This window comes from Pseudomonas sp. 57B-090624, from assembly GCF_003234055.1.
Classification (GTDB): domain Bacteria; phylum Pseudomonadota; class Gammaproteobacteria; order Pseudomonadales; family Pseudomonadaceae; genus Metapseudomonas; species Metapseudomonas tohonis.
On record NZ_QKRU01000002.1, the window covers coordinates 16,199 to 37,837 of the forward strand.

A 21,639-nucleotide genomic window follows, 5' to 3' on the forward strand; every position below is an offset into this window, starting at 1 on the left:
GAAACTCCCCCGGCTCGTTATTGTTGGCCCAGCTCGGCGCCAGTCGGCGAGGCGACGCGCGCTCCGCCCTGTCCCACCAGGATCAGGTTGCCTTTGGTATCTGCGGTGGCGCTGGCCAGCGACAGGCGATCGGAACGGTTGACCACGCTGAAGGTGCGACCGGCATCGGTGCTCTTCAGGACGCTGCCACCATGGCCGACCACCAGCAGGGTGCCGTCATCGAGCAGGGTGCCGCCGGAAAGACCGAACTCCAGGGTGCCGCCACGGGCATTCTTCAGTTCGATGGTTTCCCAGGTCTTGCCGAAGTCGGCGGAGCGGAACAGGTGGCCACGCAGGCCATAGGCCACGACCACGCCCGGCTCGTTGGTGCCGGTGGCGCCGAACAGGGAACCCTCGTAGGGACCCTCGAGGCGTTCCCAGGTCTGGCCCCAGTCGGGGGAGCGGAACATGCTGCCCATCTCGCCGACGATGAACAGGCCGGAGTCCTTCACCGCAGTGATGGCGTTGATGTGGTACTGGTCTTCGTTGTCCAGGCGGTCGCTGACGTCTTCCCAGTTCTTGCCACCGTCCTCGGTGGCCAGCAGGGCACCGTAGGAGCCGACGGCGAAGCCGGTGTTGGCGTCCTTGAACCAGACATCGAGAAGAGGAGCCTCACGCTCCAGGTCTTCGAACTGCTGGGTCCAGGTGGCGCCGCCATCTTCACTGGCGAGGATCTGCGCGTCGTGGCCGACGGCCCAGCCCTTCTTGTCGTCGACGAAGTAGACGGCGGTCAGCATCTGCCGGGTCGGCACCTTGGCCTGGGTCCAGGTCTTGCCGTCGTCGTCGGAGTAAAGGATGTGGCCACGGTCACCGACGGCAACCAGGCGCTTGCCCGCATGGGCGATATCCAGCAGCAGGCTGCTGGCCGCCTTGGGCGATTCGATGGAGAACACGGGTGCTGATTCGGCGGCTTGCGCGATGGGCGCGGCACCGAGAGTCAGGACGGAGAGCACACTGAACAGCGAGAGCGCTTTGGCCAGCGGCGAGTGGAAGCGGAACGCCGGTTGCGCAAGGGACTGCACGTCATGACCGGACTGGGTGCGCCGCAGGACGGGCTCACTCATACACCTTTCCCCCTTATTGTTATAGGTGGACCTTGCCTTTTGGCAGGCCGCCTATGCTATCCAGCTTTGGAAAGCCATGACAATCGGCTGGACGTTATGTTTTGTTAAGGCAAACCCGCGTGATTGAGGCCTTATCAGGGGCCCTGATAGCAAAAAGGCCGCTACGTTTGTAGCGGCCTTTTCGTCAGGCTACAAGGCGCTTATCGGGTACCGCGGCGACGCAGTGCCGAAGGCTTGAAGTAGCCGTCGTCCGGAACAGCCTGGGTGAAGTCGATGGTGGTCGGCTCTTCGTTGTCCAGGTTCTGCACGTGGTAGCGACGGGCCTGAAGGTCATGGAACACGTCCAGTGCGGACCAGGTGGTCGGCAGGTCGTAGTAGTTCTTCAGGTAGGCCATCGATACACGCCACAGCTCGCCACGACCGTCGTACTGGTCGACCACGGCGGCTTGCCAGCTGTCCTCGTCGAGGAACAGGGTGCGCTTGGAGTAGATGTGGCGGGCGCCGGACTTCAGCGTGCCCTCGACGACCCACACGCGGTGCAGTTCGTTGCGGGTGACGGCCGGGTTCAGGTGGCCGGGCTGCAGCAGGTCCTTGTACTTAACCTCAGGGCTGGAGACCTTGTAGTTGTTGTACGGGATGTAGATTTCCTTCTTGCCCACCAGTTTCCAGTCGTAGCGATCCGGAGCACCGTTGAACATGTCGGTGTCGTCGGCGGTACGCAGGCCGTCGGCAGCAGCGATCGGGGTGTCGTAGGCCAGGTTCGGCGCACGGCGCACGCGGCGCTGGCCGGCGTTGTAGCCCCAGGCCTGACGCGGCTCCTTCACCTGATCCAGGGTCTCGTGCACCAGCACGGCGCCACCGGCCAGGCGTGCCGGGCTCTTGGTGAAGGACAGGTAGTAGAACAGGATGTTGTTCAGGTCGGCATACGAACCCTTCGGGTTGTAGTACTTGAACAGGGCTTCCTGCTGCGAGGTGACCAGGGAGTAGTCGCCATTGCGCTGCACGGCCACTTCGGAGGCGCGACGCACGATGTAGGAACCGCGGTAGCGGACGATGTGGTTCCACAGCGCCTCGACACCGTTCTGCGGGATCGGGAACGGAATGCCGCCGTAGGCGTCGGCGAAACCGTTGCCGCCGTCCAGCAGCTTGGCGGTGGTGGCGTTCTTGATGGTGTTGTCATACACCCACTGCGGCGCGGAGCCGGAGCGGCGGGTCGGGTAGACCGGCATCTGGAAGGTGGTCGGGTAGGCGTTGAACAGGGCGATCTGACCCGGGGTCAGGTTGGCCTTGTACTGGTCCAGGTTCGCCTTGGTGATGGTGTACAGCGGCTTGTCTTCCGGGAACGGATCGACATGGTGCTGGCCCGGCTTGTAGCCGGCCGGAGCCTGGGTGATGCCACCGGTCCAGGCCGGGATGGTGCCGGCGGCGTTGCCGGCCTTTTCGGCACCGAAGGGAGTCAGGCTAGTGCCCAGTTTGGCGGCTTCCTGAGCCGACACCGCGGCCAGTGCGCTACCGGCGGACAGTGCGAACGCGACTGCCGCGCCAACCAGCGAAAGCTTTTTCAGCATGTTGGTTCTCCGTGAGGGTTCAGCGGCGGGCACCCGCAGGTGCCCGCATTCTTTCTAGTTAGAAGGAGTACTTGACGTTGACGCCGATATTGTCGCGATCGCGGCTGGAGTTGTTCTGGCCGGCGCCATAGAACTCGGTGTACTGGATCTCGCCTTCCAGGCTGTTCAGGTAGCTCGCCTTGAGGCCGACGGTGTAGGCCTTGCGACCTTCGATGAAGTTGCCGGTCTGGTGGGAGTTGCCTTGGAAGTCATCCTTGTAGACGACGAACGGGGAAACGTTCACACCGGCATACACGTCGTTCCAGGTACCGGACAGCACAAGGGTGTAGCCGTAGGCGTCCTTGTTGACCTGATCGCCACGATCACCGCCGGACACGTAGGAGCTGTTGCCGCGACCGGAGTAGTAGCGATTGACGCCGTTGTAACCGGTGTATTGCAGGTCGCTGCCACGCAGATGCTCGGACGCCAGTTCGGCCACGCCGATCAGCGAGTCGAAACTCAGGCTCGGCCCGAAGTTGTGAATAGCACCCAGCGAGGTGTTGAAGACCTCGACGCGCTCGTAGTTGTGGATCGAGTCACCCAGACGAACAGTGCTGCCCGCAATTTGTGCCGAGCCGTTCAGGCCGCCGAGCGCACTGGAAATCGGACCGGTATTGACCAGCTTCGCCGCTTGACCGATCAGGTCACCCAGCAGGTCGTTGGTGGTGGCGATGCCAATCGGCATGTTCGGGCGGTAGGCCAGCTCACCGAATACCGAAGTTTCCTGAATGGTGGTGTTGAAGCTCAGGCCGAACATGCGGATGTCTTCAGCATACTCACGACGAGCCTGGACGTTCGCCAGGGTGTCGAGCGTAGCCAGACCACCCGCAGCCTGGATGTTGCCCGGGGTCAGGCCGCCTGGCAGAAGACCGGCGACGGTATCCAGGTTTACGCCCTGGTAGTTGCCCAGATCCGCATAGATGCTCGGCTCTTTCGCGTGATAGTTCACGTAGTAGAAGCCGAACTCGGTCGAATTGAGTTCTTCGGCGATATAGCGGAATGCAACGCCGTACTGGCCGTCGTTCTTCGCATTCAGGTCAGTGCCGATATTGGCGACCTTGACGATCTGGTTACCTGGATAAACGAAGTTCTTCCCACCAGCGCACAGGCCACCCACCTGACCGGCACACAAGCCGCCAGCACCCGCGTTATAGAACTGCACGAGAGAGGCTCCGCCCAGGGCGGCCTGAGGAGCAGTCAGCGCACTACCAGCCAGGCTGGTGTAGGCGGTGTTGCCACCATCCGCGAAGAGGTCGGTTTCGGAGAAGAAGGTGCCGCTCGGGTCGATGGCGCTTTCCTTCCAGTTGAACTGGTAGAAGGTTTCCATCGACAGGTTGTCAGTCAAGCCGACGTTGAAGCTCAGGGCCTCGACCGGAACCAGAACCTCTTTCAACTCAGAACCGGGCAAGCGGAACTTGGCAGCGTCCAGCGGGTTGGTGGTGTTGATGCCACCCCGGTAGAAGATGCCCTCGCCCCAGTTGAAGACCTGCTTGCCGATACGACCGGTGACCGGCATGTCGGCGATGTCCCAGTTGCCATAGAGGTAGGCGTCGAGGATCTGCGCATCACGACCGGCCTTGTGGCGGGTGTCGTGGGTGAAGCGGTCGTCCTTCGGATAGCTCTGGCTGGGCTGACTCGGGCTGTTGTTGTCCAGGTAATCGTTGCGCTTGTCCATGATCTGGGTGTCATAGAAAGCGGTGCCGCGGACGAACAGACCGTAGTTCTTGTAGGTCGCTTCCAGGTCGGAAGTGATCTTGTACACCTCGGAAACCAGGCCGGTGTCGAAGTTGCGGTTGCCGTCGTTGGTGTTGATGTCGTTGTTGGTCTTGTCCTGGCCCTGGACGCGCCACAGTTGGCCGTAGGAGACGGTGGTGTCGATGGAACCGCTGATCTCATCGTCGGCGAAGCTGAATTCGACCGCCTGGGCCTGGACGGCGCACATCAGGGGCAGGAGACCGGCGAGGGCGAAACCGGCCTTGGCCGGCGCGAAGCGCAACAGGGGCTTGCGGGACTTGAGTTCCATCGAGACTTTACTCCGTGGACAGATCATTCATTTGTTATTACGGCCCCGTCTGGCAGGGACGCTGTTCAGCCGCTCGTGCGACCTTTCTTCTGGCGTGGGCGGAAGCACCAACGCGTCTGAACCGCGGCCTCCAGCAATTCTTGCGGGACTGGAGGGCCTGGGACGGCGTCGAGACGTGCAACCATGGTGCCAAGTGCACGTTTATGGGTCGTTATATTTTTCTGAACGAAGGGACAGATTAAATTCAAACGAGTGACTGATCATCCACTGATCAAAACCGACGAATCGGCCGACTTTGTCCTACAAGCTGGCTCGATTTGTCACTCAAAACCACACCTATAGCGCTTGCGCGTTCATACCTCGCTCACCCCGTCAAGAAAGAAATGCCAGGGAACAGGCCATTTACGCCTCAGAGACCGAAGGGATATTCCTTTGAGTAACAAAAAAGTGTTACCGGCAGATTGCCAGTAACACTTGTCGACGCCGGGGAACGGCAACGGAACCACGGACGTGGTCCCGGAGGGTCAGGCGAGGCTCTTGCTCACCACTTCATAGACATCGCTGGACAGCTCGCCGGAGGCGAGGATGCGTTCCAGCTCGGCGCGCATCAGCTTCTGCCGCGCCTGGTCGTACTTGCGCCAGCGGGTCAGTGGCGCCAGCTGGCGCGAGGCGATCTGCGGGTTCAGCGCGTTGAGGGTGATCACATGGTCGGCGAGGAAGCGATAACCCGCACCGTCGGCCCGATGGAAGTTCACCAGGTTCTGGTTGGCGAAGGCGCCGATCAACGCACGTACCTTGTTCGGGTTCTTCAGGGTGAAGGCCTTGTGGCCCATCAGCGCCTGCACGCGTTCCAGCCCCCCCGGCAGGGTGCAACCGGCCTGGACGCTGAACCACTGGTCCATCACCAGCGGGTTGTCCTTGAAGTGATCGGCGAAGCTCGCCAGCGCCTTGGCCTTCTCGTCCTCGAAGCCGGAGTTGACCAGCACCGAGAGCGCGGTCAGGCGTTCGGTCATGTTGTCGCAGGCCTCGAACTGCTCCAGGCAGGCCTTTAGAACCTCGGCCTTGCCACTGAGCATCAGGTAGGACAGGGCGATGTTCTGCAGGGTGCGGCGGGCAAAGTGCTCGGCGGAGGCGACATAGGGCGTCTCGCGCGATATGGCGCGATTGGCCTGGTAACGCGCCAGCAGTTGCGGGAACAGGGCATCACTGATCGAACGACGGGCGAACTCACGCGCCGCATGGATGGCGTCGACATCGGCGACTTCGCTGATCTCGGTCAGGTACGCCTCGCTGGGCAGCGAGAGCATCTCGGCCACCATCGCCTGGTCCAGCGACTCGTCCTCCAGCAGGCTGCGGAAGGCGTCCAGCAGGCGGGTGTCCAGCACCAGCGCCTCGCCACGCTGGTGCTGGCCGATCAGCTCCTGCAGCACCTGCACGGAGAGCTGCTGGCCGGCATCCCAGCGGTTGAAGCCGTCGCTGTCGTGCTGCATGAGGAACATCAGCTGGTCGCGACCATAGGGGAAGCTCAGCTTCACCGGGGCGGACAGCCCGCGCAGCAGCGAGGGCAGCGGCTTCTCGGCGATATCGACGAAGGTGAAGGTCTGCTCGGCCTCGGTCACCGAGATCACCCGGTTGCCGCCAAGGGCTTCGCCCTCGCCCGCCAGGCGCAGCGGCAGGTCGTTGCCTGCGGCGTCCAGCAGGCCGAGCTCGACGGGAATGACGAAGGGCAGCTTCTCGGCCTGGCCGGGGGTGGCCGGGCAGCTCTGGCGGAAGGTCAGGCTGTAGGTCCTGGCGACGGCATCGAAGGCTTCCTCGACGGCGAGGCGCGGGGTGCCGGCCTGGCTGTACCAGCGCTTGAACTGGGTCAGGTCGACGCCGTTGGCGTCCTCCATGGCCTTGACGAAATCGTCGCAGGTCACGGCCTGGCCGTCGTGGCGCTCGAAGTACAGGTCGGTGCCCTTGCGGAAGCCTGCGGCGCCCAGCAGGGTGTGGATCATGCGCACCACTTCCGACCCCTTCTCGTAGACGGTCAGGGTGTAGAAGTTGGAGATCTCGATGAACGAGTCAGGCCGCACCGGGTGGGCCATGGGGCCGGCGTCCTCGGCGAACTGGTTGGTACGCAGGAAGGCCACGTCCTCGATGCGCTTGACGGTGCGCGAGTTCATGTCGGCGGAGAACTCGGCATCGCGGAACACGGTGAAGCCTTCCTTGAGCGACAGCTGGAACCAGTCGCGGCAGGTCACGCGGTTGCCCGACCAGTTATGGAAGTACTCGTGGGCCACCACGGCCTCGACGCGCTGGTGGGCGGCGTCGGTGGCGGTCTCGGCCCTGGCCAGCACGCAGCTGGAGTTGAAGATGTTGAGCCCCTTGTTCTCCATGGCGCCCATGTTGAAATCGTTGACCGCGACGATCATGAAGATGTCCAGGTCGTACTCGCGGCCGTAGACCTCCTCGTCCCAGCGCATGGACTTCTTCAGGCTGTCCATGGCGTGCTGCACCTTGTCGATGTTCTCCGGCTCGACGTAGATGCGCAGGGTCACCGCGCGCTGGCTCATGGTGGTGAACACGTCTTCCACGCACCACAGGTCGCCCGCCACCAGGGCGAACAGGTAGGCCGGCTTCTTGAACGGGTCCTCCCAGGTGGCCCAGTGGCGACCGCCCTCCTCCGCCCCGCTGGCCACCGGGTTGCCGTTGGACAACAGCACCGGGTAGCGATGCTGCTCGGCGCTGACGGTCGTGGTGAAGCGGCTCATCACGTCCGGGCGGTCGAGGTAGTAGGTGATCTTGCGGAAGCCCTCGGCCTCGCATTGGGTGCAGAACATGCTGCCGGACTTGTACAGGCCTTCCAGGGCGGTATTGCTCTCCGGATGGATGCGCACCGTGCTGTCGAGGGTGAAGCTGTCGCTGACCGGCTGCAGGGTCAGGTGGCTGTCGGTCAGCTGGTAGTCGGCGGCACCGAGCTCGCGGTCGTCCATGGACAGCGCCAGCAGCTCCAGCTGCTGGCCGTCCAGGACCAGCGCGGGCAGGCTGCCGTCGGCGCGATCGGGGTTGCGGCGCATCACCAGTTGGGCGTGGACCAGGGTGTGGTCCTCGTGCAGCTCGAAGGTCAGGGTGGTCTCGTCGATCAGGTAGTCCGGCGCCTGATAGTCCTTGAGGTGAATGACTTTCGGTTGTTCGGTTCGCATGCTTGCCTCTCCGAGGCAGCCCGGGCGCGATGCCCCGGCTGCGGTGTGTGTTCCTGCCAGGCGGGGCGCGGCGGCCTTACGGCTCGCTGCTCGCCACCACCTGGTAGGCCGTGAACTTGCGGATGTTGATGACCCCGGTGTCGAGGATCAGGTACTGGCCCTTGATACCGCGCAGGGTACCCTCCACCACCGGCGTCTTGTCCAGATCGAGGCTCACCACCTTGGTCGGGTAGGCCTCCACGGGGTAGCGGATCTCCAGCGGCTCGACATCCTCGAGCTTCTGCACCGATTGCAGCCCGAAGCGCTGCTGCAGCCCCTGGATGCCGGCGTCGCAGGCCTGGAAGATGGCCTCGCGCATCGCGGGCAGGTCCAGCGCCTCGGCCTCGCCCTTGAGCAGGGCGCGCCAGTTGGTGCGGTCGGCCACCTGGCTGCGCAGCAGGTCCTCCACCAGGCCGGATTGCTGGCGGGTGGCGACGCGCATGATCGGCAATGCCTGGCGCGCCCCCTGGTCGATCCAGCGGGTCGGTACCTGGGTGGCGCGGGTGATGCCGACCTTGATGCCCGAGGAGTTGGCCAGGTAGACCACGTGGTCGGTCATACAGAAGGATTCGCCCCACGCGGGCTCACGGCAGGTGCCGGCCTCGTAGTGGCAGCGCTCCGGGCTCATGATGCAGCTGTCGCATTGCGCCAGCTTGGTGAAGCAGGGGTAGCAGTAGCCCTGGGCGAAGCTCTTGCCGGTCTTGCGCCCGCAATGGGAGCAGTGGATCGCACCGAGGAACTCCAGGCGGATGCGCCGGCCCAGCAGCGGATTGACCGCCACCTGCCCATCGCCGAGACGAAACGCGTACTGCACCACCGGATCACCCAGTTGCGCGGACATCTTGCTCAGCGCGCCGCGCCCCAGCTCTTGCATGTCGCTGGCCCCCATCAGTGGAGCGAGTCGGAGGATTTGAACAGGATGTTCTCTATCTTCTCGGACTTGGAGCTGCACTCCTGCGGGCCCATGTAGCCGGTGCGCTCTTCCTCGGGCAGGTTCTTGATCTCCCAGGCGATGACCGCCTGCAGGCTGAGCTCCTTCTGCTCCTGGGTCAGCTTGCGGCCGTCGGACCACTTGCCGATCTCCACGGCGAGCTTGAGGCTCTGGTAGACATCCTCGGTGATGTTGCTGATCAGCTTGGCGAAATCGGACACGGCGGCTTCCTGAAGGGCGGCGAAAACGAGCGCACATTCTAGCGGCACTGCCGGTGTTGCGCACCGACGCCGGTCAGGGCGCCGATGCCTGCTGGGGGGCCGGCAACCTAGAAATCGCGGGAAAGCTTCACTTGCTCCAGTTCCTTCTCCAGGGAGCGGCGGAAGATCTGCGGGCCGGCGAAGCTATACACCACGAAGCCCAGCCAGGCCCATTCGATGGCCTGGGCCAGCGTCTCGTGGCCGTGCTGGTTGCTGGCGATCACCGCCACGCGGTAGAGCACGAACATGCCCAGCAGCACGATGATCGAGCGGGTCGGCCCCAGTTCGGACATCCACGAGTTGTAGCGCCACCAGAGCCCCATGAAGGGGTTGCCGCGCGCCTTGATGGCAGACATCAGGTAGAGCGCGGAAACGTCGTTGGCATTCTCGCGCAGGGCCCATATCGCGTGGTCGCGCGCGCCCTGCAGGTCGCCCCGGCGCAGCAGCAGGTGGCCCATGGTGACGATGGCGCCGGGGTGGTCGGCGCGCAGTTGCAGCGCCTCGCGGGCATAGCGCTCCGCCGGCTCCACCTCGCCACGCAGGCGATGGTAGTGGGCCAGTGCGGCCAGGCAGTCGGGGTTGTCCGGCGCCAGCTCCAGGGCCCGCTGCAGGCTGGGCAGTTGCTGACCGCGACGGCCCATCAGGTCGGCGAGCTCGGCGCGGGCCAGGTGATAGCCGGCTTCCTGGGGATTGAGCTCCAGCACCTGGTCCAGGTGCTTCTCGGCCAGCTTGAAGCGCCGCCGCGCCATGGCCACGCGGGCCGCGACGTAATGGGCGAACTCCAGTTGCGGGTCGGCGGCCAGGGCCAGCCCGGCCTCGCGCTCGGCGGCGAAGGCGCGGCGCATCATCAGCAGGCACAGAGCCAGCAGCGCGTGGGCCTCGGCGTGTTCCGGGTCGTCGCTGAGCAGTTGCCGCAGGCTGTTGATCGCGCCCTCGACATGGCCGCTCTGCAGGCGCTGGTAGGCCAGGTGCAACAGGTTGGTTTCGTTCATCAGCTGAGCACCAGGAACCAGAGGGTGAAGGGCAGCAGGTTGAGCACCAGAGAGCGCAGGAAGAAGGCGCCCAGCAGCACCACCGGCAGGCCGAAGCGGCTGAGCACGCCGCCGTAGTACTGGTAGAGCTCGATGGTGGAGGCCTGCATGACGAACAGCGCGTAACCGATGGCCAGCTTCCACACCACCAGCACCAGCATCGCGTACTGCAGGCCGTTCTTGTCGAGGATGCCGGCCTGCCACAGGTAGAGCAGGCCGAAGGCCAGGCCCAGGCTGCCCAGGAGGCCGATGGCGGCCAGCACGGCCTCGCGCACCCGCGTCGGGCTGCCCACCGCCACGCCGTTGAGCACGAACCAGGGCAGGCCCAGCCAGGCACCGCCCAGCATCAGGCCGAGCAATGGCCACAGCGGCTCCACCGCCAGGCGCGCCAGGGCGCCGGGCCGGGGTTCGTCGTCCAGCCTATAGAGGTTGCGGTTGTCCATCAGCGCCCCTTGCCGTGCTTGTCGAGGAAGGCCAGCACTTCGTCGTACTGGCCGCCCTCGTTGGAGTAGCGCGCGTAGTTGCGCGCGGTGGTCAGCCATTCCAGGGTGGTGGCGCGCACCTCCTTGAGGGCCGCCTTGAGGTGGCGGTCGGTCACCGGCTGCTCGCGGCCTTCGGCGATGGATTCCTCGATGGCCTCGTCCACCGCCGTCTCCACCAGCTCGCGCAGGTCGGCGCCGGAGAAGCCCGAGGTGCTGCGGGCGAGGAACTCGTAGTCGATCTCCCCTTCGCTGGGCCGGTCGGCCATCAGCATGCGCAGCAGGCTGGCACGCGCGGGGCGGTCCGGCGGCGGCACGAAGAGCACCCGGTCGAAGCGGCCGGGACGGCGGAAGGCGGCGTCCACCGACCAGGGCACGTTGGTGGCGGCAAGGATCAGCACGCCGTGGTTGGACTGGGCGAAGCCGTCCATCTCGGTGAGGAACTGGCTCACCAGCTTGGACGAGGTGGCTTCGCGGGTGTTGGTACGGCGCCCGCCCAGGGCCTCCACCTCATCGAAGAACAGCACCGCCGGCGCCTTGGCCCGGGCCTCTTCGAACAGGGCGTGGAGCTTGCGCTCGGACTCGCCGATGTACATGTCCAGCACATCGGAGATGGCGACATTGAGGAAGGTGGCCTTGCACTCCCCCGCCGTGGCGCGGGCCAGCATGGTCTTGCCGCAGCCCGGCGGGCCGTAGAGCAGGATGCCGCCGCCGACACGCTTGCGGAAGCGCTGGAACAGCCCCGGCTTCTGGTACGGCAGGATGATTTTCTTGTGGATGGTCTTCTTCAGCTCGTCGAGGCCGCCGACATCGTCGAAGGTCAGGGTCTCGGCGTTCGGCGTCAGCAGGCGCGTGGTCTCGGCCTTGTCGGTGTCGTCGTTGGAGATGACCCGCAGGCGCGGGCGCCCCTCGCCGCCGCGGAAGTCCACCACCGAAGCGCTGAGGCGGCGCTGCAGGGCGACGTCCTCCAGCGCCGGGCTGGCCTCGACAGCGGCGCGGTACTCGCGCAGGCCCTCCTCGCGGCGCTCCAGGTCGGCCAGGGCGCGGGCGCGAAGCAGGCGCTCGGCCGGCTCATCGCCCCCCAGCAGCGCCAGCGCCCGCTCGGCCTCGCCGGCGCCCAGGCACAGGCGCGCGGCCTGTTGGCGCAATGCCGAGGCGTCGAGCCGCGTGGCGAGCCCTTCGGGCAGGAAGGGCAGGCCGCGGGCGCACTCGTTGCGCTCGATCCAGGCCGGCAGCAGCAGCGCCAGCAGGGCATCGTTGTCGGGAGACGCCGACAGCGCCGCCTCCAGTTGAACCAGTGTCGCGTCATCCATAGTGCGCGAGGACTCCATTTGAGGATTCGGGACGGACGCCGCTCAGTGCGGCGTTTCCGGGCGCTCCACCTCGACCCAGACGAATTTGTCCGGGTCCAGCCGGGTTTCGGCGTCCAGCCGGTAGGCCACCAGCTTGCCGTACATCACCGCGCTGTAGTCGAGGCAGGCGAGATTGGGGCGGATCGGTGCCGGGCGGCCCCGCCGCCAGTAGTGGCCGACGAACAGCAGCGGCTCGTCGGCGCCATAGCTCAGCAGCGCGGACTTCTGCGCTGCCGACAAGGGTTGCCGGGCCACCTGCTCGGGCAGCGCATCGGGCTGGAAGACCACGTCGCCGTAGGTCTGCGGGTCTTCCTCCCAGAACTTGGTGCGGAACACCGAGCGGGTGAAGCCGTCGCTGCCGGTCAGGGTCATGCCGCTGGGCAGCGGCATGTCGGTGCCGCGCAGCAGGCGGTTGAATACGCGGAAGGCGAAGCTGCCACGCTCGGCGGCGGCCTGGATGAACGCCTCGTCGACCCGCCCGTCAGGATGCTGGGCACGCAGCGGCTCGATCAGCTCGCTGTCCCAGCAGGCATGGACCATGCGGAAGTGACCGCCGTCGATGAACAGCGGCAACTCTTGGAACCAGCCGAGGAAGTCGTGCCAGTCGCCCGGATGGCCCTCGAACTGCTCCAGGGTCTCCTTGAGCAGGCGCGCATGGCGCGGCGTGTGCTCATGGACGAACTGGCGCCCGCTGCCGGGCGGCGCCGGGGTGTTCCAGCCGATGGCGTTGAACTCGTGGTTGCCCATGATGCAACGCGCCTGGCCGGCCTCGACCATGGCGTGGACCAGGTGCAGCGCCTCGCGGATGCGCGGGCCCCGGTCGATGATGTCGCCGAGGAACAGCGCCATGCGCCGGGGGTGCTGCCAGACATCGCCGTGCTTGCGGTAACCGAGGCGATCGAGCAGGCGCTCCAGGGTGCGCGCGCAGCCATGGACGTCGCCGATCAGGTCGTAGCCGCGCACGGCGTCGAGTTTCATCAGTCGCCACCACCCAGGCGGCTGCCCCAGCCCAGCTTGGTGCGGCAGACCTCGTAGTAGTTGTGGTCCAGCGGATGGATCAGGCGCAGCTTCTGCGGCTTCTTCGCCACCGTGATGGTGTCGCCGGGGGCACAGGTGAAGTGGTTCTGGCCATCACAGGAAACCAGCGGGTAGATCTGCATGTCAGGGGACACCACTATCTTCAGCTCGCTGTTGCTGTCGACAACGATCGGCCGGCTGGACAGGGTGTGCGGGTACATCGGCACCACGCCGATGGCGTCCAGCTTGGGGTGCATGATCGGGCCGCCGGCGGACAGCGCATAGGCCGTGGAGCCGGTGGGCGTGGCGACGATCAGGCCGTCAGCCTTCTGGCTGCAGACGAACTGGCCGTCGATGTGCAGCTCGAACTCGATCATCTTGGTCGACTTGCCGGGGTGCAGCACCACGTCGTTGAGCGCGTCGCCCTGGCCGATGGCCTCGCCGTGGCGGCGCACTTCGGCCTCCAGCAGGAAACGGCTCTCCACCAGGTACTGGCCGTCGAGCACCTCGGCGACCTTGGTTTCCAGCTCGTCCGGCTTGATGTCGGTGAGAAAACCCAGGCTGCCCCGGTTGATGCCCAGCACCGGCACGTTGTGGCGCGCCAGCGCGCGGGCGGCACCGAGCATGCTGCCGTCACCGCCGACCACGATGACCAGGTCGCAGACCTCGCCGAGGATCTTCCGCGAAGACGTCTGCAGGCCGTGGCCCGGCAGGACTTCGGCGATGGTGTCTTCGAGGATCACATGCAGGTGGCGGTCCAGCAGGAATCGTTTCAGGCGGCGAATGGTGTCGAGCACGTGGGGGCTGCCCAGGCGACCGATGATGCCGATATTGCGGAATTGCTCCATGGGGCTCCAGCAGGGCTCTGCAACGGGAGGAATGCCCGGATTATGGGCGAAAGCCCGTGACAGCGGCAAACCAGGCTCGACTATGCTCGCAGCATGCATCCCTTCGCCGCCCTCGCCGCCCTGCCCCGCCATCTGCGCCATAACGCCGTGCGCGACCTGGCCTGGGTGCTGCTGTCCCAGCCGTTGCTGGCCCATGCCCCCTGGCGCCAGCGCCACCCGCTCAGCGCCAGCGGATGGGCCGCCGAGCCGGCGCGCCTGGCGGCCTGGCTGGAGCAGCAGGACGCTGCCCCCGCCGAACTGGAGCACTGGCTGAGCCAGGGCTCCAGCAGGCGACTCGGCCTCTATTACGAGCGCCTCTGGCAGTTCGCCCTGGAGCGCGCACCGGGCATCCGCCTGCTGGGCGCCAACCTGCCGGTGCGGGTGGCCGGGCAGACCCTCGGCGAGCTGGACCTGCTGCTCCACGACGACGAGGGCGTGCATCACCTGGAACTCGCCATCAAGCTCTACCTCGGCCCGCGCCACGGCCAGGGCGAGGACGCCTCGCAATGGCTCGGCCCGGGCAGCCTGGACCGCCTCGACCTCAAGCTGGAACACCTCGCCCAACACCAGTTGCCGCTCTCCTCCAACCCGGAATGCCGCCCGCTGCTGGAAGCGCTGGGTGCCTGGCCGGCCAGCGCCGAACTCTGGCTGGGCGGCTACCTCTTCTACCCCTGGCCGGGCGACTGCACCGCGCCCCTGGGCGCCAATGGCGAGCACCTGCGCGGACGCTGGCTGCGGCGCAGCGAGATCGCGGATTTCCTCGCCCTGGCGCCCGCTGCCGCCTGGCAACCCCTGGAACGCCATTCATGGCTCGCCCCGTCGCGCTGCGTACGGGACGACCTGTGGCCCCGCGAGCGCCTGGAGCACTGGCTGCAGGCACTGCCCCTCGACGCCCCCGCGCGGATGCTGGTGAGGCTGGAAAGGGACGGGGAATGCTGGGAGGAGCGCGAGCGGGTGTTCCTGGTCAGCGATCGCTGGCCGCAGACGGTGGGGGGCTGAGAGCTGGAAGCTGGAAAGACTGAAGCTTGAAGCCTGAAGCCTGAAGCGGAGTTATGCCCCCCTTTGACGCCAGCGCCTGTAGGTCGGGTGCAACCCGACGGCTCTCGGCTCGGAACCCGCGGGTTTCACCCGTCCTACGAATGCCCCCTGCCGGCGCGAATTCATTCGCGATGGGGCGTGGCGCTAGCGGCTGCGCTCGACCCGCCCGCCGGAGCGGGCCAGGTAGCCGGCGCCGTCCTCGCAAAGCAGTGCGTCACGCTGTATGGCGGGCAGTGCATCCAGGCCGTCGCGCAGGGCATAGGCCTTGAAGCCCAGCTGGGAGAGGAGGAACACCGCGCTGGCGCTGCGCTTGCCGCTGTCGCAGTAGCACAGGTAGGCCTTCTCGCGGTCGAGCAGGCGCGCCTTCAGGCGCAGCAGGTGCAGCGGCATGTTCAGCGCTTCGGGGGCGTGGGCGCGTTCGTATTCGTCCTGCAGGCGGACATCCAGCCACTGGGCGCCGGCGGCCAGCAGGCGCGAGGCCTCGCCGAGGGAGACCTCATCCACCACCGGGGCCTTGAGCAGGGCGAAGAAGTCCTGGCGGTCCAGGCGCAGCACGACGCCATCCTCGAGCAGGGTGACGGTGGCGTTGCGCGGACGATCGGACAGCAGCGCCTCCTCGCCGAAACAGGCCCCCACTTCGAGTTCGGCGAGCACCTGGTGATCGCTGCCGGCGCCGCGGATCACCTCGGCGCGGCCGGACTGCAGGAAATAGCAGCAGTCCCCCGCCTCGCCTTCGCGCAGCACCTCGCTGCCAGCGGGCAGCTCGACGCGTTGCAGGCGCTTCACCATCTCCTGCACGTTGGCCGGCGGCACCTTGGCGAAGAGCGGGTTTTCCAGCAGGTGTTCCAGCCACTCCTGGTCGCCGTCCGGGTCCAGTTGCAGGAGCAGGTCCTGATAGGCGGAACGCCAGGTGATGAGCCGCGCCAGGGTGGCGCTGTCGATGGCCAGCACGCTGACTTCAGTCAGTGCCAGGGCCTCCTGCAGGCGCGGCAGGCTGGGTGACAGCGGGTGACAGCTGGCTTCGCTGCCGGCCATCAGGCGCTGCTCCGCACCGTCGGCGTCGCGCAGTTGCAGCTCACCGGCCAGCAGGTAGTAGGTCAGCCGCGCCTGGTCGCCACGGCGGAACAGCGCCTGGCCGGCAAGCAGCGGCTGCGGTACCAGCTGGCTGCGCAATTCACGCCACTGCTGCTCGGACAGAGCATTGAGCGGCGTCAGGCTGCGCAGTTGGTCCGGATTGAGCGGTTCGGTCATCCCATCACCTTGAGGCTTCAGCTGAAGTGGCAGTGTAGCCAGCCAGTCGCTGCAGGCGCGGCAACATGGCTCGGCGGCCTTGCAAGCCCCCGGTGTGCAGCATGATCACGCGACTGCCGGCGGCAAGGTAACCGGCCTCCACGTGCTGGCGCAACGCTATTAACGCCTTGGCGGTATAGAGCGGGTCGAGTTCGATTCCCGTGCGGGCCTCGAAGTCGAACAACTCCTGCGCCAGCGCCGCATCGACACGGGCGAAGCCGCCTCGGCTGGCATCCAGCAACCGATAGCCGGCATCCTCGGCGCCGGCTTCGGCCAGCACTGCACTCACCTGCTGGGCGACACCATGGTCGGGAGACACCGCCAGGGCGCCGAACACCGGATGACGGCCGCCCTCTCCCAGCACCAGCCCGGCCAGGGTGGTGCCGGTACCGGCCGCCAGCCAGAGCGCGTCGTAGTCGTCCCAGCCAAGGCGAGGGAGCTGTTCCTGGATCATCGCCACCAGCGGGGCGCAGCCCTGGGCGCCGACAAGGCCACCACCGCCCTCCGGCACCTGGAGGAAGCCCGGATAGCGCGCGGCCCAGGGCTCCCAGAAGCCCGGCAGGTGGCGGGCGCGGTAGCCGCCGTAGCCGAGCCAGTGCAACGCCATGCCCAGCTCGCGCAGGTCACTCACCGTCGGCGTCTCCACGGGCTCGCCGCGCAGCAGACCGACACAGGGGAAACCGAAGCGACACCCCGCCGCCGCCAGGGCGTGCAGGTGGTTGGAATGGGCGCCGCCGAGGCTGATCACGCCTTCCGCCCCAAGGGCCGCGGCACGCGCCAGGTGAGGCGCCAGCTTGAACCACTTGTTGCCGCTCACCAGCGGGTCGATGCGCTCCAGGCGCAACAGGGCGAGGCTCACCGACGCGCGGTCGAGCCAATCGAGATGGACGGGGTCGAGGCTGGCGCTGGGTGTCCAGTCGGGCAATCGAAGGGGCAAGGCGGGTTCCGGCAACCGGGCGACGAAGGGCGGCAGGATACGGCAGCGGCGATGCCGCTGCGATCTCAGCTGACGGTACGCAGGCGGCTGCTGGCCTTGTGCCGGGCGCAGCAGTTGGAATCACCGGCGACGAAGCGGCTGGGCGAGTCCACCCGGTCGATGGGCATCGAGCAGCGCTCGCCGCTGGGCAGCGCCGCTTCGCAGGTGGGCTGCTGGTAGTGGGCCAGCCACTGGCGGTACTGGGCCTCGGAGACGAAGCACTTGGAGGCCGCATAGGCCAACGGGTTGTCCTGGTAGCGGGCGACGTCCTGCAGCGGGATGGTGAGGTGCCCGGCGCCCGGGTGATAGACGACGAAAACCACGCCGAGTCGGGCCAGGCGCTCGAGGATCTGGTCGCCGCCCTGGTTGACCAGTTGCTCACGCTCCTGCTTGAGACGGTCGATCTCCTGCTGCAATTGGGCATCGAGCTCGTTGCGGTAGGCCAGCTCGACATCACGGATGGCGATCTGCTCCTTGTAGTCCATCACCGCGGCGGCGATCTTGGCCTGCATCTCGCTTTCGAACTGCGAGCGCAGGATGTCCACCTCGGTGCGACCGTGGCGCTCCAGCGCACGCAGCTGCTGGCTCATCTCCTCGCGGGACTTCTGGAAGCCTTCGGTCTGGGTGAGCAGCTGGCGCTTGAGATCGGCGTTGAGTTCTTCCTGCTGGCGCACGTTCTGCTGCAACGCCTGGATCTGGCCTTGCAGGCCTCGGATCTGCTCTTCGGCAGCCAGGCGGTACTTGGCCAGGGCCTCTTCGTTCTGCTGGCCGAGGCTGGCGATGCGCAGGCGTTGCTGCTTGATCAGCTGCGCGGTCTTCAGGCGGTGTTCCTGCTCCAGCTTCTGCGCCAGTTGCTCGGCCACTTCGGCGCTGGCATCCGGCGGTGCGTACCACTTGTCTTCCGGAGCCATCTGCAGCCGCTCCGGCTCGACCGCCTGGGGCAGGTCGTCCTCGACCATCAGGCCCAGGCCATTGCGCTTGACGGTGTCGCGGACCAGGGCGAGGTCGTTGTTGCCCGGGGCCAGGTTCGGGTCCCACATGTGCATCTGGTGCCAGGAGACCGGGCACTGGCTGCGGCAGGCCAGGCGGATCGGCCCGGCGCCCAGGTCGGGACCGCGACCGGCGCGCTCGGCCAGGTGGCGCAGGGGCATGTTCCAGCCGGTGTCGGCCTGGCCCTTCTCGTCGAAATCCAGATAGAAGAAGACCAGCGAACGCACCAGCAGGCGGGGGTTGATCAGCACATACGCCAGGCGCATCTGCTCGTCGGCGAACTCGGGCATGTTCACCACGCCATCGAGCATCGCTTCGAACTCGGGGAAGAGCATTTCCTTGCAGATGCCACGCTCATTGAAGAACAGCACGGCTTCAACCATCTGCGGCTTGTTCTGCATGCTCATCGGTTTCCCTCTAGGCCAACGCGGTGAGTCCCTGGGGCGGGACGGGTGACATTCCTGTCGGTGGAGCTACGCCTGGGAGACAGGCGTACATCCTGATTCACGGAGTCTAGGGGAAAAAGTGCAACGGGCAATGTGACTGGGTTGGCACTCGACCCGCCCCCATCAGGTAGCGGACCGGGTGCACAGTGAAAATGTGATGGGGTTGGAGACTTTCAGCTTTTCATCGTCGCCAGGTAGGGCGCCAGGCGACGCCCCATCTCCTCGCCGAGGGCGGCAAGGCCGCTCATCGGGCGGATCATGACCTCGAAATCGACGATCCGGCCCGCTTCGTCGAAGCGGATCATGTCGATCCCCTTCAGTTCGCGTTCACCGACCCGTGCGCTGAATTCCAGCACCACGCTCAGGCCGTCGGCGCTGGCCAGTTCGCGGTGGTAGGCGAAGTCCTTGAACACCTGGATCACGGTGTTGAGGATCAGGTTGACCGCCTGCGCGCCCGGGTAGGGCGTGTGCGCCATGGGCGAGCGGAACACTGCTTCGGGGTGCAGCAGCTCGGGCAGCTGGCTCAGGTCCTGGCTGGCGATCAAGTGGTGCCAGCGCTGCAGGCTGGCAGCCACGGCAGGGGTCAATCGGGCGTCGAGGGACATCGGCTATTCCTTGTTTTTATCAGCCTATAAAGGGCACCTCAAAAAACTACCTGCGTTGTCATCGCTGCGTTAAAAACACGCTCAAAATGCTCATTTACCGTGCGTAAACTGCGCTTTTTCGCCTGTTTTTGCCTTGCGCTGACGACCTCGCCTACGTTTTTCAGAGATGCCCTTAAAGAGAACGCCCCGCACGAGGCGGGGCGTCTTTTCATCAGAGTTCGGCGGCGAGGCGCGAGCCCTGGTTGATCGCGCGCTTGGCGTCCAGCTCGGCGGCCACGTCGGCACCGCCGATCAGGTGCACCGTCTGGCCGGCGGCGACCAGGCCGTCGTGCAGCTCGCGCAGCGGGTCCTGGCCGGCGCAGATGACCACGGTGTCCACCGGAAGCACCTGCGGCTCGCCCTCGGCGATGCGGATGTGCAGGCCGGCGTCGTCGATCTTCAGGTACTCGACCGAGTTGAGCATCTGCACGTTCTTGTTCTTCAGGCCGGTGCGGTGGATCCAGCCGGTGGTCTTGCCCAGGCCGTCGCCGACCTTGGTCTTCTTGCGCTGCAGCAGGAACACCTCGCGCGCCGCCGGGTGCGGCTGGGCCTTGATCCCGGCGATGCCGCCACGGGCCTCGAGATCACCGTCGATGCCCCACTCCTTCCAGAACGCATCGCGGTTCTGGCTGGTGGCCTCGCCTTCGTGGGTGATGAATTCGGACACGTCGAAACCGATGCCGCCGGCACCGATCACCGCGACCTTCTGGCCGACCGGCTTGCGCTGCAGGATGGCGTCCAGGTAGCTGATCACCTTGGGGTTGTCGACACCGGGGATCTCCGGGGTGCGCGGGGCGATGCCGGTGGCGAGGAGGATCTCGTCGTAGCCACCCTGGGCCAGGTCGTCGACGCCGACGCGGGTGTTCAGGCGAACGTCGACGCCGGTGGTCTCCAGCTTGCGCTTGAAGTAGCGCAGGGTCTCGTAGAACTCTTCCTTGCCCGGCACGCGCTTGGCGACGTTGAACTGGCCACCGATCTCGGCGGCGGCATCGAACAGGGTCACCTGGTGGCCACGCTCGGCGGCGACGGTAGCAGCCGCGAGGCCTGCAGGGCCTGCGCCGACCACGGCGATCTTCTTCACCTGGGTGGTGGGGATGTAGTTCAGCTCGGTCTCGTGGCAGGCACGCGGGTTGACCAGGCAGCTGGTCAGCTTGCCGCCGAAGGTGTGGTCCAGGCAGGCCTGGTTGCAGCCGATGCAGGTGTTGATCTCGTCGCTGCGGCCTTCGGCGGCCTTGTTGACGAAGTCCGGGTCGGCGAGGAAGGGACGGGCCATGGAGACCATGTCGGCGTCGCCTTCGGCCAGCACCTGCTCGGCCACTTCCGGGGTGTTGATGCGGTTGGTGGTGATCAGCGGGATCGACACCTCGCCCTTGAGCTTGGCGGTGACCTTGGTGAAGGCCGCGCGCGGCACCTTGGTGGCGATGGTGGGGATGCGCGCCTCGTGCCAGCCGATGCCGGTGTTGATGAGGGTGGCGCCGGCCGCCTCGATGGCCTTGGCCAGGAGGACGATCTCGTCCCAGGTGCTGCCGCCTTCCACCAGGTCGAGCATCGACAGGCGGTAGATGATGATGAAGTTCGGGCCCACGGCCTCGCGCACGCGGCGGACGATCTCCACCGGCAGGCGCATGCGGTTCTCGTAGCTGCCACCCCAGCGGTCGGTGCGCTGGTTGGTGTGGGCGGCGAGGAACTGGTTGATGAAGTAACCCTCGGAACCCATGATCTCGACGCCGTCGTATTCGGCCTTCTGCGCCAGCACGGAGCAGTTCACGAAGTCCTGGATCTGCTTCTCGATGCCTTCCTCGTCCAGTTCGCGCGGCTTGAACGGGTTGATCGGCGCCTGGATGGCGGACGGTGCGACGGATTTGGGGCTGTAGGCATAACGCCCGGCATGGAGGATCTGCATGCAGATCTTGCCGCCCGCCTCGTGCACCGCCTGGGTGACGATGCGGTGCTTCTCGGCCTCTTCCACGGTGGTCAGCTTGGCGGCGCCGGAGTACACGCCGCCCTCGTCGTTCGGGCCGATGCCGCCGGTCACCATCAGGCCGACGCCGCCACGGGCACGCTCGGCGAAATAGGCGGCCATGCGCTCGAAGCCATTGGGCTTCTCTTCCAGGCCGGTGTGCATGGAGCCCATCAGGGTGCGGTTGCGCAGGGTGGTGAAGCCCAGGTCCAGGGGCGCGAGCAGGTTCGGGTAGGCGGAAGCGGTCATGGATGTCTCCACAGCGGGCGTTGCATTCACGGGATGCCGCAGCGTCGTGGGCCACGGTCGGTTTATGGGGCAGACGATAGTCAGCCAGCCGGGCGCGCTCAATGATCGAAAGTGACAAGTTATTGATCCAAA

General features: G+C 66.1%; 17 protein-coding genes. 1 reads left to right on the plus strand and 16 read right to left on the minus strand.

Annotated elements, in window-relative coordinates; translation table 11 throughout:
* Nucleotides 1–17 precede the first annotated feature (17 nt).
* The 11 genes from DMX10_RS01220 to DMX10_RS01270 form a co-directional block, all read right to left on the minus strand.
* A complete protein-coding gene (locus DMX10_RS01220; protein ID WP_111259391.1) occupies nucleotides 18–1,103 on the minus strand; it encodes a YCF48-related protein in 1,086 nt (361 codons plus the stop codon).
* A gap of 200 nt (nucleotides 1,104–1,303) precedes the next feature.
* Nucleotides 1,304–2,671 (minus strand): DUF1329 domain-containing protein, encoded by a 1,368-nt coding sequence (locus tag DMX10_RS01225; RefSeq protein ID WP_111259392.1) that lies wholly within the window; start codon nucleotides 2,669–2,671, stop codon nucleotides 1,304–1,306.
* Between the two features lie 58 nt (nucleotides 2,672–2,729).
* Nucleotides 2,730–4,733: a DUF1302 domain-containing protein gene (locus DMX10_RS01230; protein ID WP_111259393.1), complete on the minus strand. Its 2,004-nt coding sequence runs from the start codon at nucleotides 4,731–4,733 to the stop codon at nucleotides 2,730–2,732.
* A 524-nt stretch (nucleotides 4,734–5,257) separates the two neighbouring features.
* Nucleotides 5,258–7,918, minus strand: a complete 2,661-nt coding sequence (gene pepN / locus DMX10_RS01235) for an aminopeptidase N (RefSeq protein ID WP_111259394.1) — start codon at nucleotides 7,916–7,918, stop codon at nucleotides 5,258–5,260.
* Nucleotides 7,919–7,994: 76 nt separating this feature from the next.
* Entirely contained in the window at nucleotides 7,995–8,831 is an 837-nt protein-coding gene (locus tag DMX10_RS01240; RefSeq protein WP_111259522.1) for a DUF2797 domain-containing protein, read from the minus strand.
* A gap of 14 nt (nucleotides 8,832–8,845) precedes the next feature.
* Nucleotides 8,846–9,109, minus strand: a complete 264-nt coding sequence (locus DMX10_RS01245) for a YeaC family protein (protein ID WP_111259395.1) — start codon at nucleotides 9,107–9,109, stop codon at nucleotides 8,846–8,848.
* Nucleotides 9,110–9,216: 107 nt separating this feature from the next.
* A complete protein-coding gene (locus DMX10_RS01250; protein WP_111259396.1) occupies nucleotides 9,217–10,140 on the minus strand; it encodes a tetratricopeptide repeat protein in 924 nt (307 codons plus the stop codon).
* Nucleotides 10,140–10,622 carry a hypothetical protein gene (locus tag DMX10_RS01255; RefSeq protein ID WP_111259397.1) on the minus strand — a complete coding sequence of 161 codons (483 nt, stop codon included), beginning with the start codon at nucleotides 10,620–10,622 and terminating at the stop codon, nucleotides 10,140–10,142. Before DMX10_RS01255 ends, DMX10_RS01250 begins: the two co-directional genes overlap by 1 nt.
* Nucleotides 10,622–11,971, minus strand: coding sequence for an ATP-binding protein (locus tag DMX10_RS01260; RefSeq protein ID WP_111259398.1), 1,350 nt, complete (start codon nucleotides 11,969–11,971; stop codon nucleotides 10,622–10,624). The genes DMX10_RS01255 and DMX10_RS01260 overlap by 1 nt, the downstream gene beginning before the upstream one ends.
* Nucleotides 11,972–12,013: 42 nt before the next feature.
* Nucleotides 12,014–12,988 (minus strand): metallophosphoesterase, encoded by a 975-nt coding sequence (locus DMX10_RS01265; protein WP_111259399.1) that lies wholly within the window; start codon nucleotides 12,986–12,988, stop codon nucleotides 12,014–12,016.
* Complete coding sequence (locus DMX10_RS01270; protein WP_111259400.1) at nucleotides 12,988–13,875, minus strand: NAD(+) kinase; 888 nt, start codon at nucleotides 13,873–13,875, stop codon at nucleotides 12,988–12,990. Before DMX10_RS01270 ends, DMX10_RS01265 begins: the two co-directional genes overlap by 1 nt.
* A gap of 93 nt (nucleotides 13,876–13,968) precedes the next feature.
* Here DMX10_RS01270 and DMX10_RS01275 point away from each other — a divergent pair, with 93 nt between their 5' ends.
* Nucleotides 13,969–14,913 (plus strand): DUF1853 family protein, encoded by a 945-nt coding sequence (locus tag DMX10_RS01275; RefSeq protein WP_111259401.1) that lies wholly within the window; start codon nucleotides 13,969–13,971, stop codon nucleotides 14,911–14,913.
* 183 nt (nucleotides 14,914–15,096) lie between these two features.
* Here DMX10_RS01275 and DMX10_RS01280 read toward each other — a convergent pair whose 3' ends face one another.
* The 5 genes from DMX10_RS01280 to DMX10_RS01305 all read right to left on the minus strand — a co-directional run bounded on the left by DMX10_RS01280 (nucleotide 15,097) and on the right by DMX10_RS01305 (nucleotide 21,507).
* Nucleotides 15,097–16,203, minus strand: coding sequence for a cyclic nucleotide-binding domain-containing protein (locus tag DMX10_RS01280; RefSeq protein WP_111259402.1), 1,107 nt, complete (start codon nucleotides 16,201–16,203; stop codon nucleotides 15,097–15,099).
* A gap of 4 nt (nucleotides 16,204–16,207) precedes the next feature.
* The gene (locus tag DMX10_RS01285) at nucleotides 16,208–17,179 is read right to left on the minus strand and encodes a 1-aminocyclopropane-1-carboxylate deaminase/D-cysteine desulfhydrase (protein ID WP_111259403.1); all 972 of its coding nucleotides are present in this window, start codon (nucleotides 17,177–17,179) and stop codon (nucleotides 16,208–16,210) included.
* A gap of 65 nt (nucleotides 17,180–17,244) precedes the next feature.
* Nucleotides 17,245–18,615, minus strand: a complete 1,371-nt coding sequence (locus DMX10_RS01290) for a chromosome partitioning protein ParA (protein WP_111259404.1) — start codon at nucleotides 18,613–18,615, stop codon at nucleotides 17,245–17,247.
* 212 nt (nucleotides 18,616–18,827) lie between these two features.
* Nucleotides 18,828–19,259, minus strand: coding sequence for a nuclear transport factor 2 family protein (locus DMX10_RS01295; RefSeq protein WP_111259405.1), 432 nt, complete (start codon nucleotides 19,257–19,259; stop codon nucleotides 18,828–18,830).
* Between the two features lie 211 nt (nucleotides 19,260–19,470).
* Nucleotides 19,471–21,507, minus strand: a complete 2,037-nt coding sequence (locus tag DMX10_RS01305) for an NADPH-dependent 2,4-dienoyl-CoA reductase (protein ID WP_111259406.1) — start codon at nucleotides 21,505–21,507, stop codon at nucleotides 19,471–19,473.
* Nucleotides 21,508–21,639 lie beyond the last annotated feature (132 nt).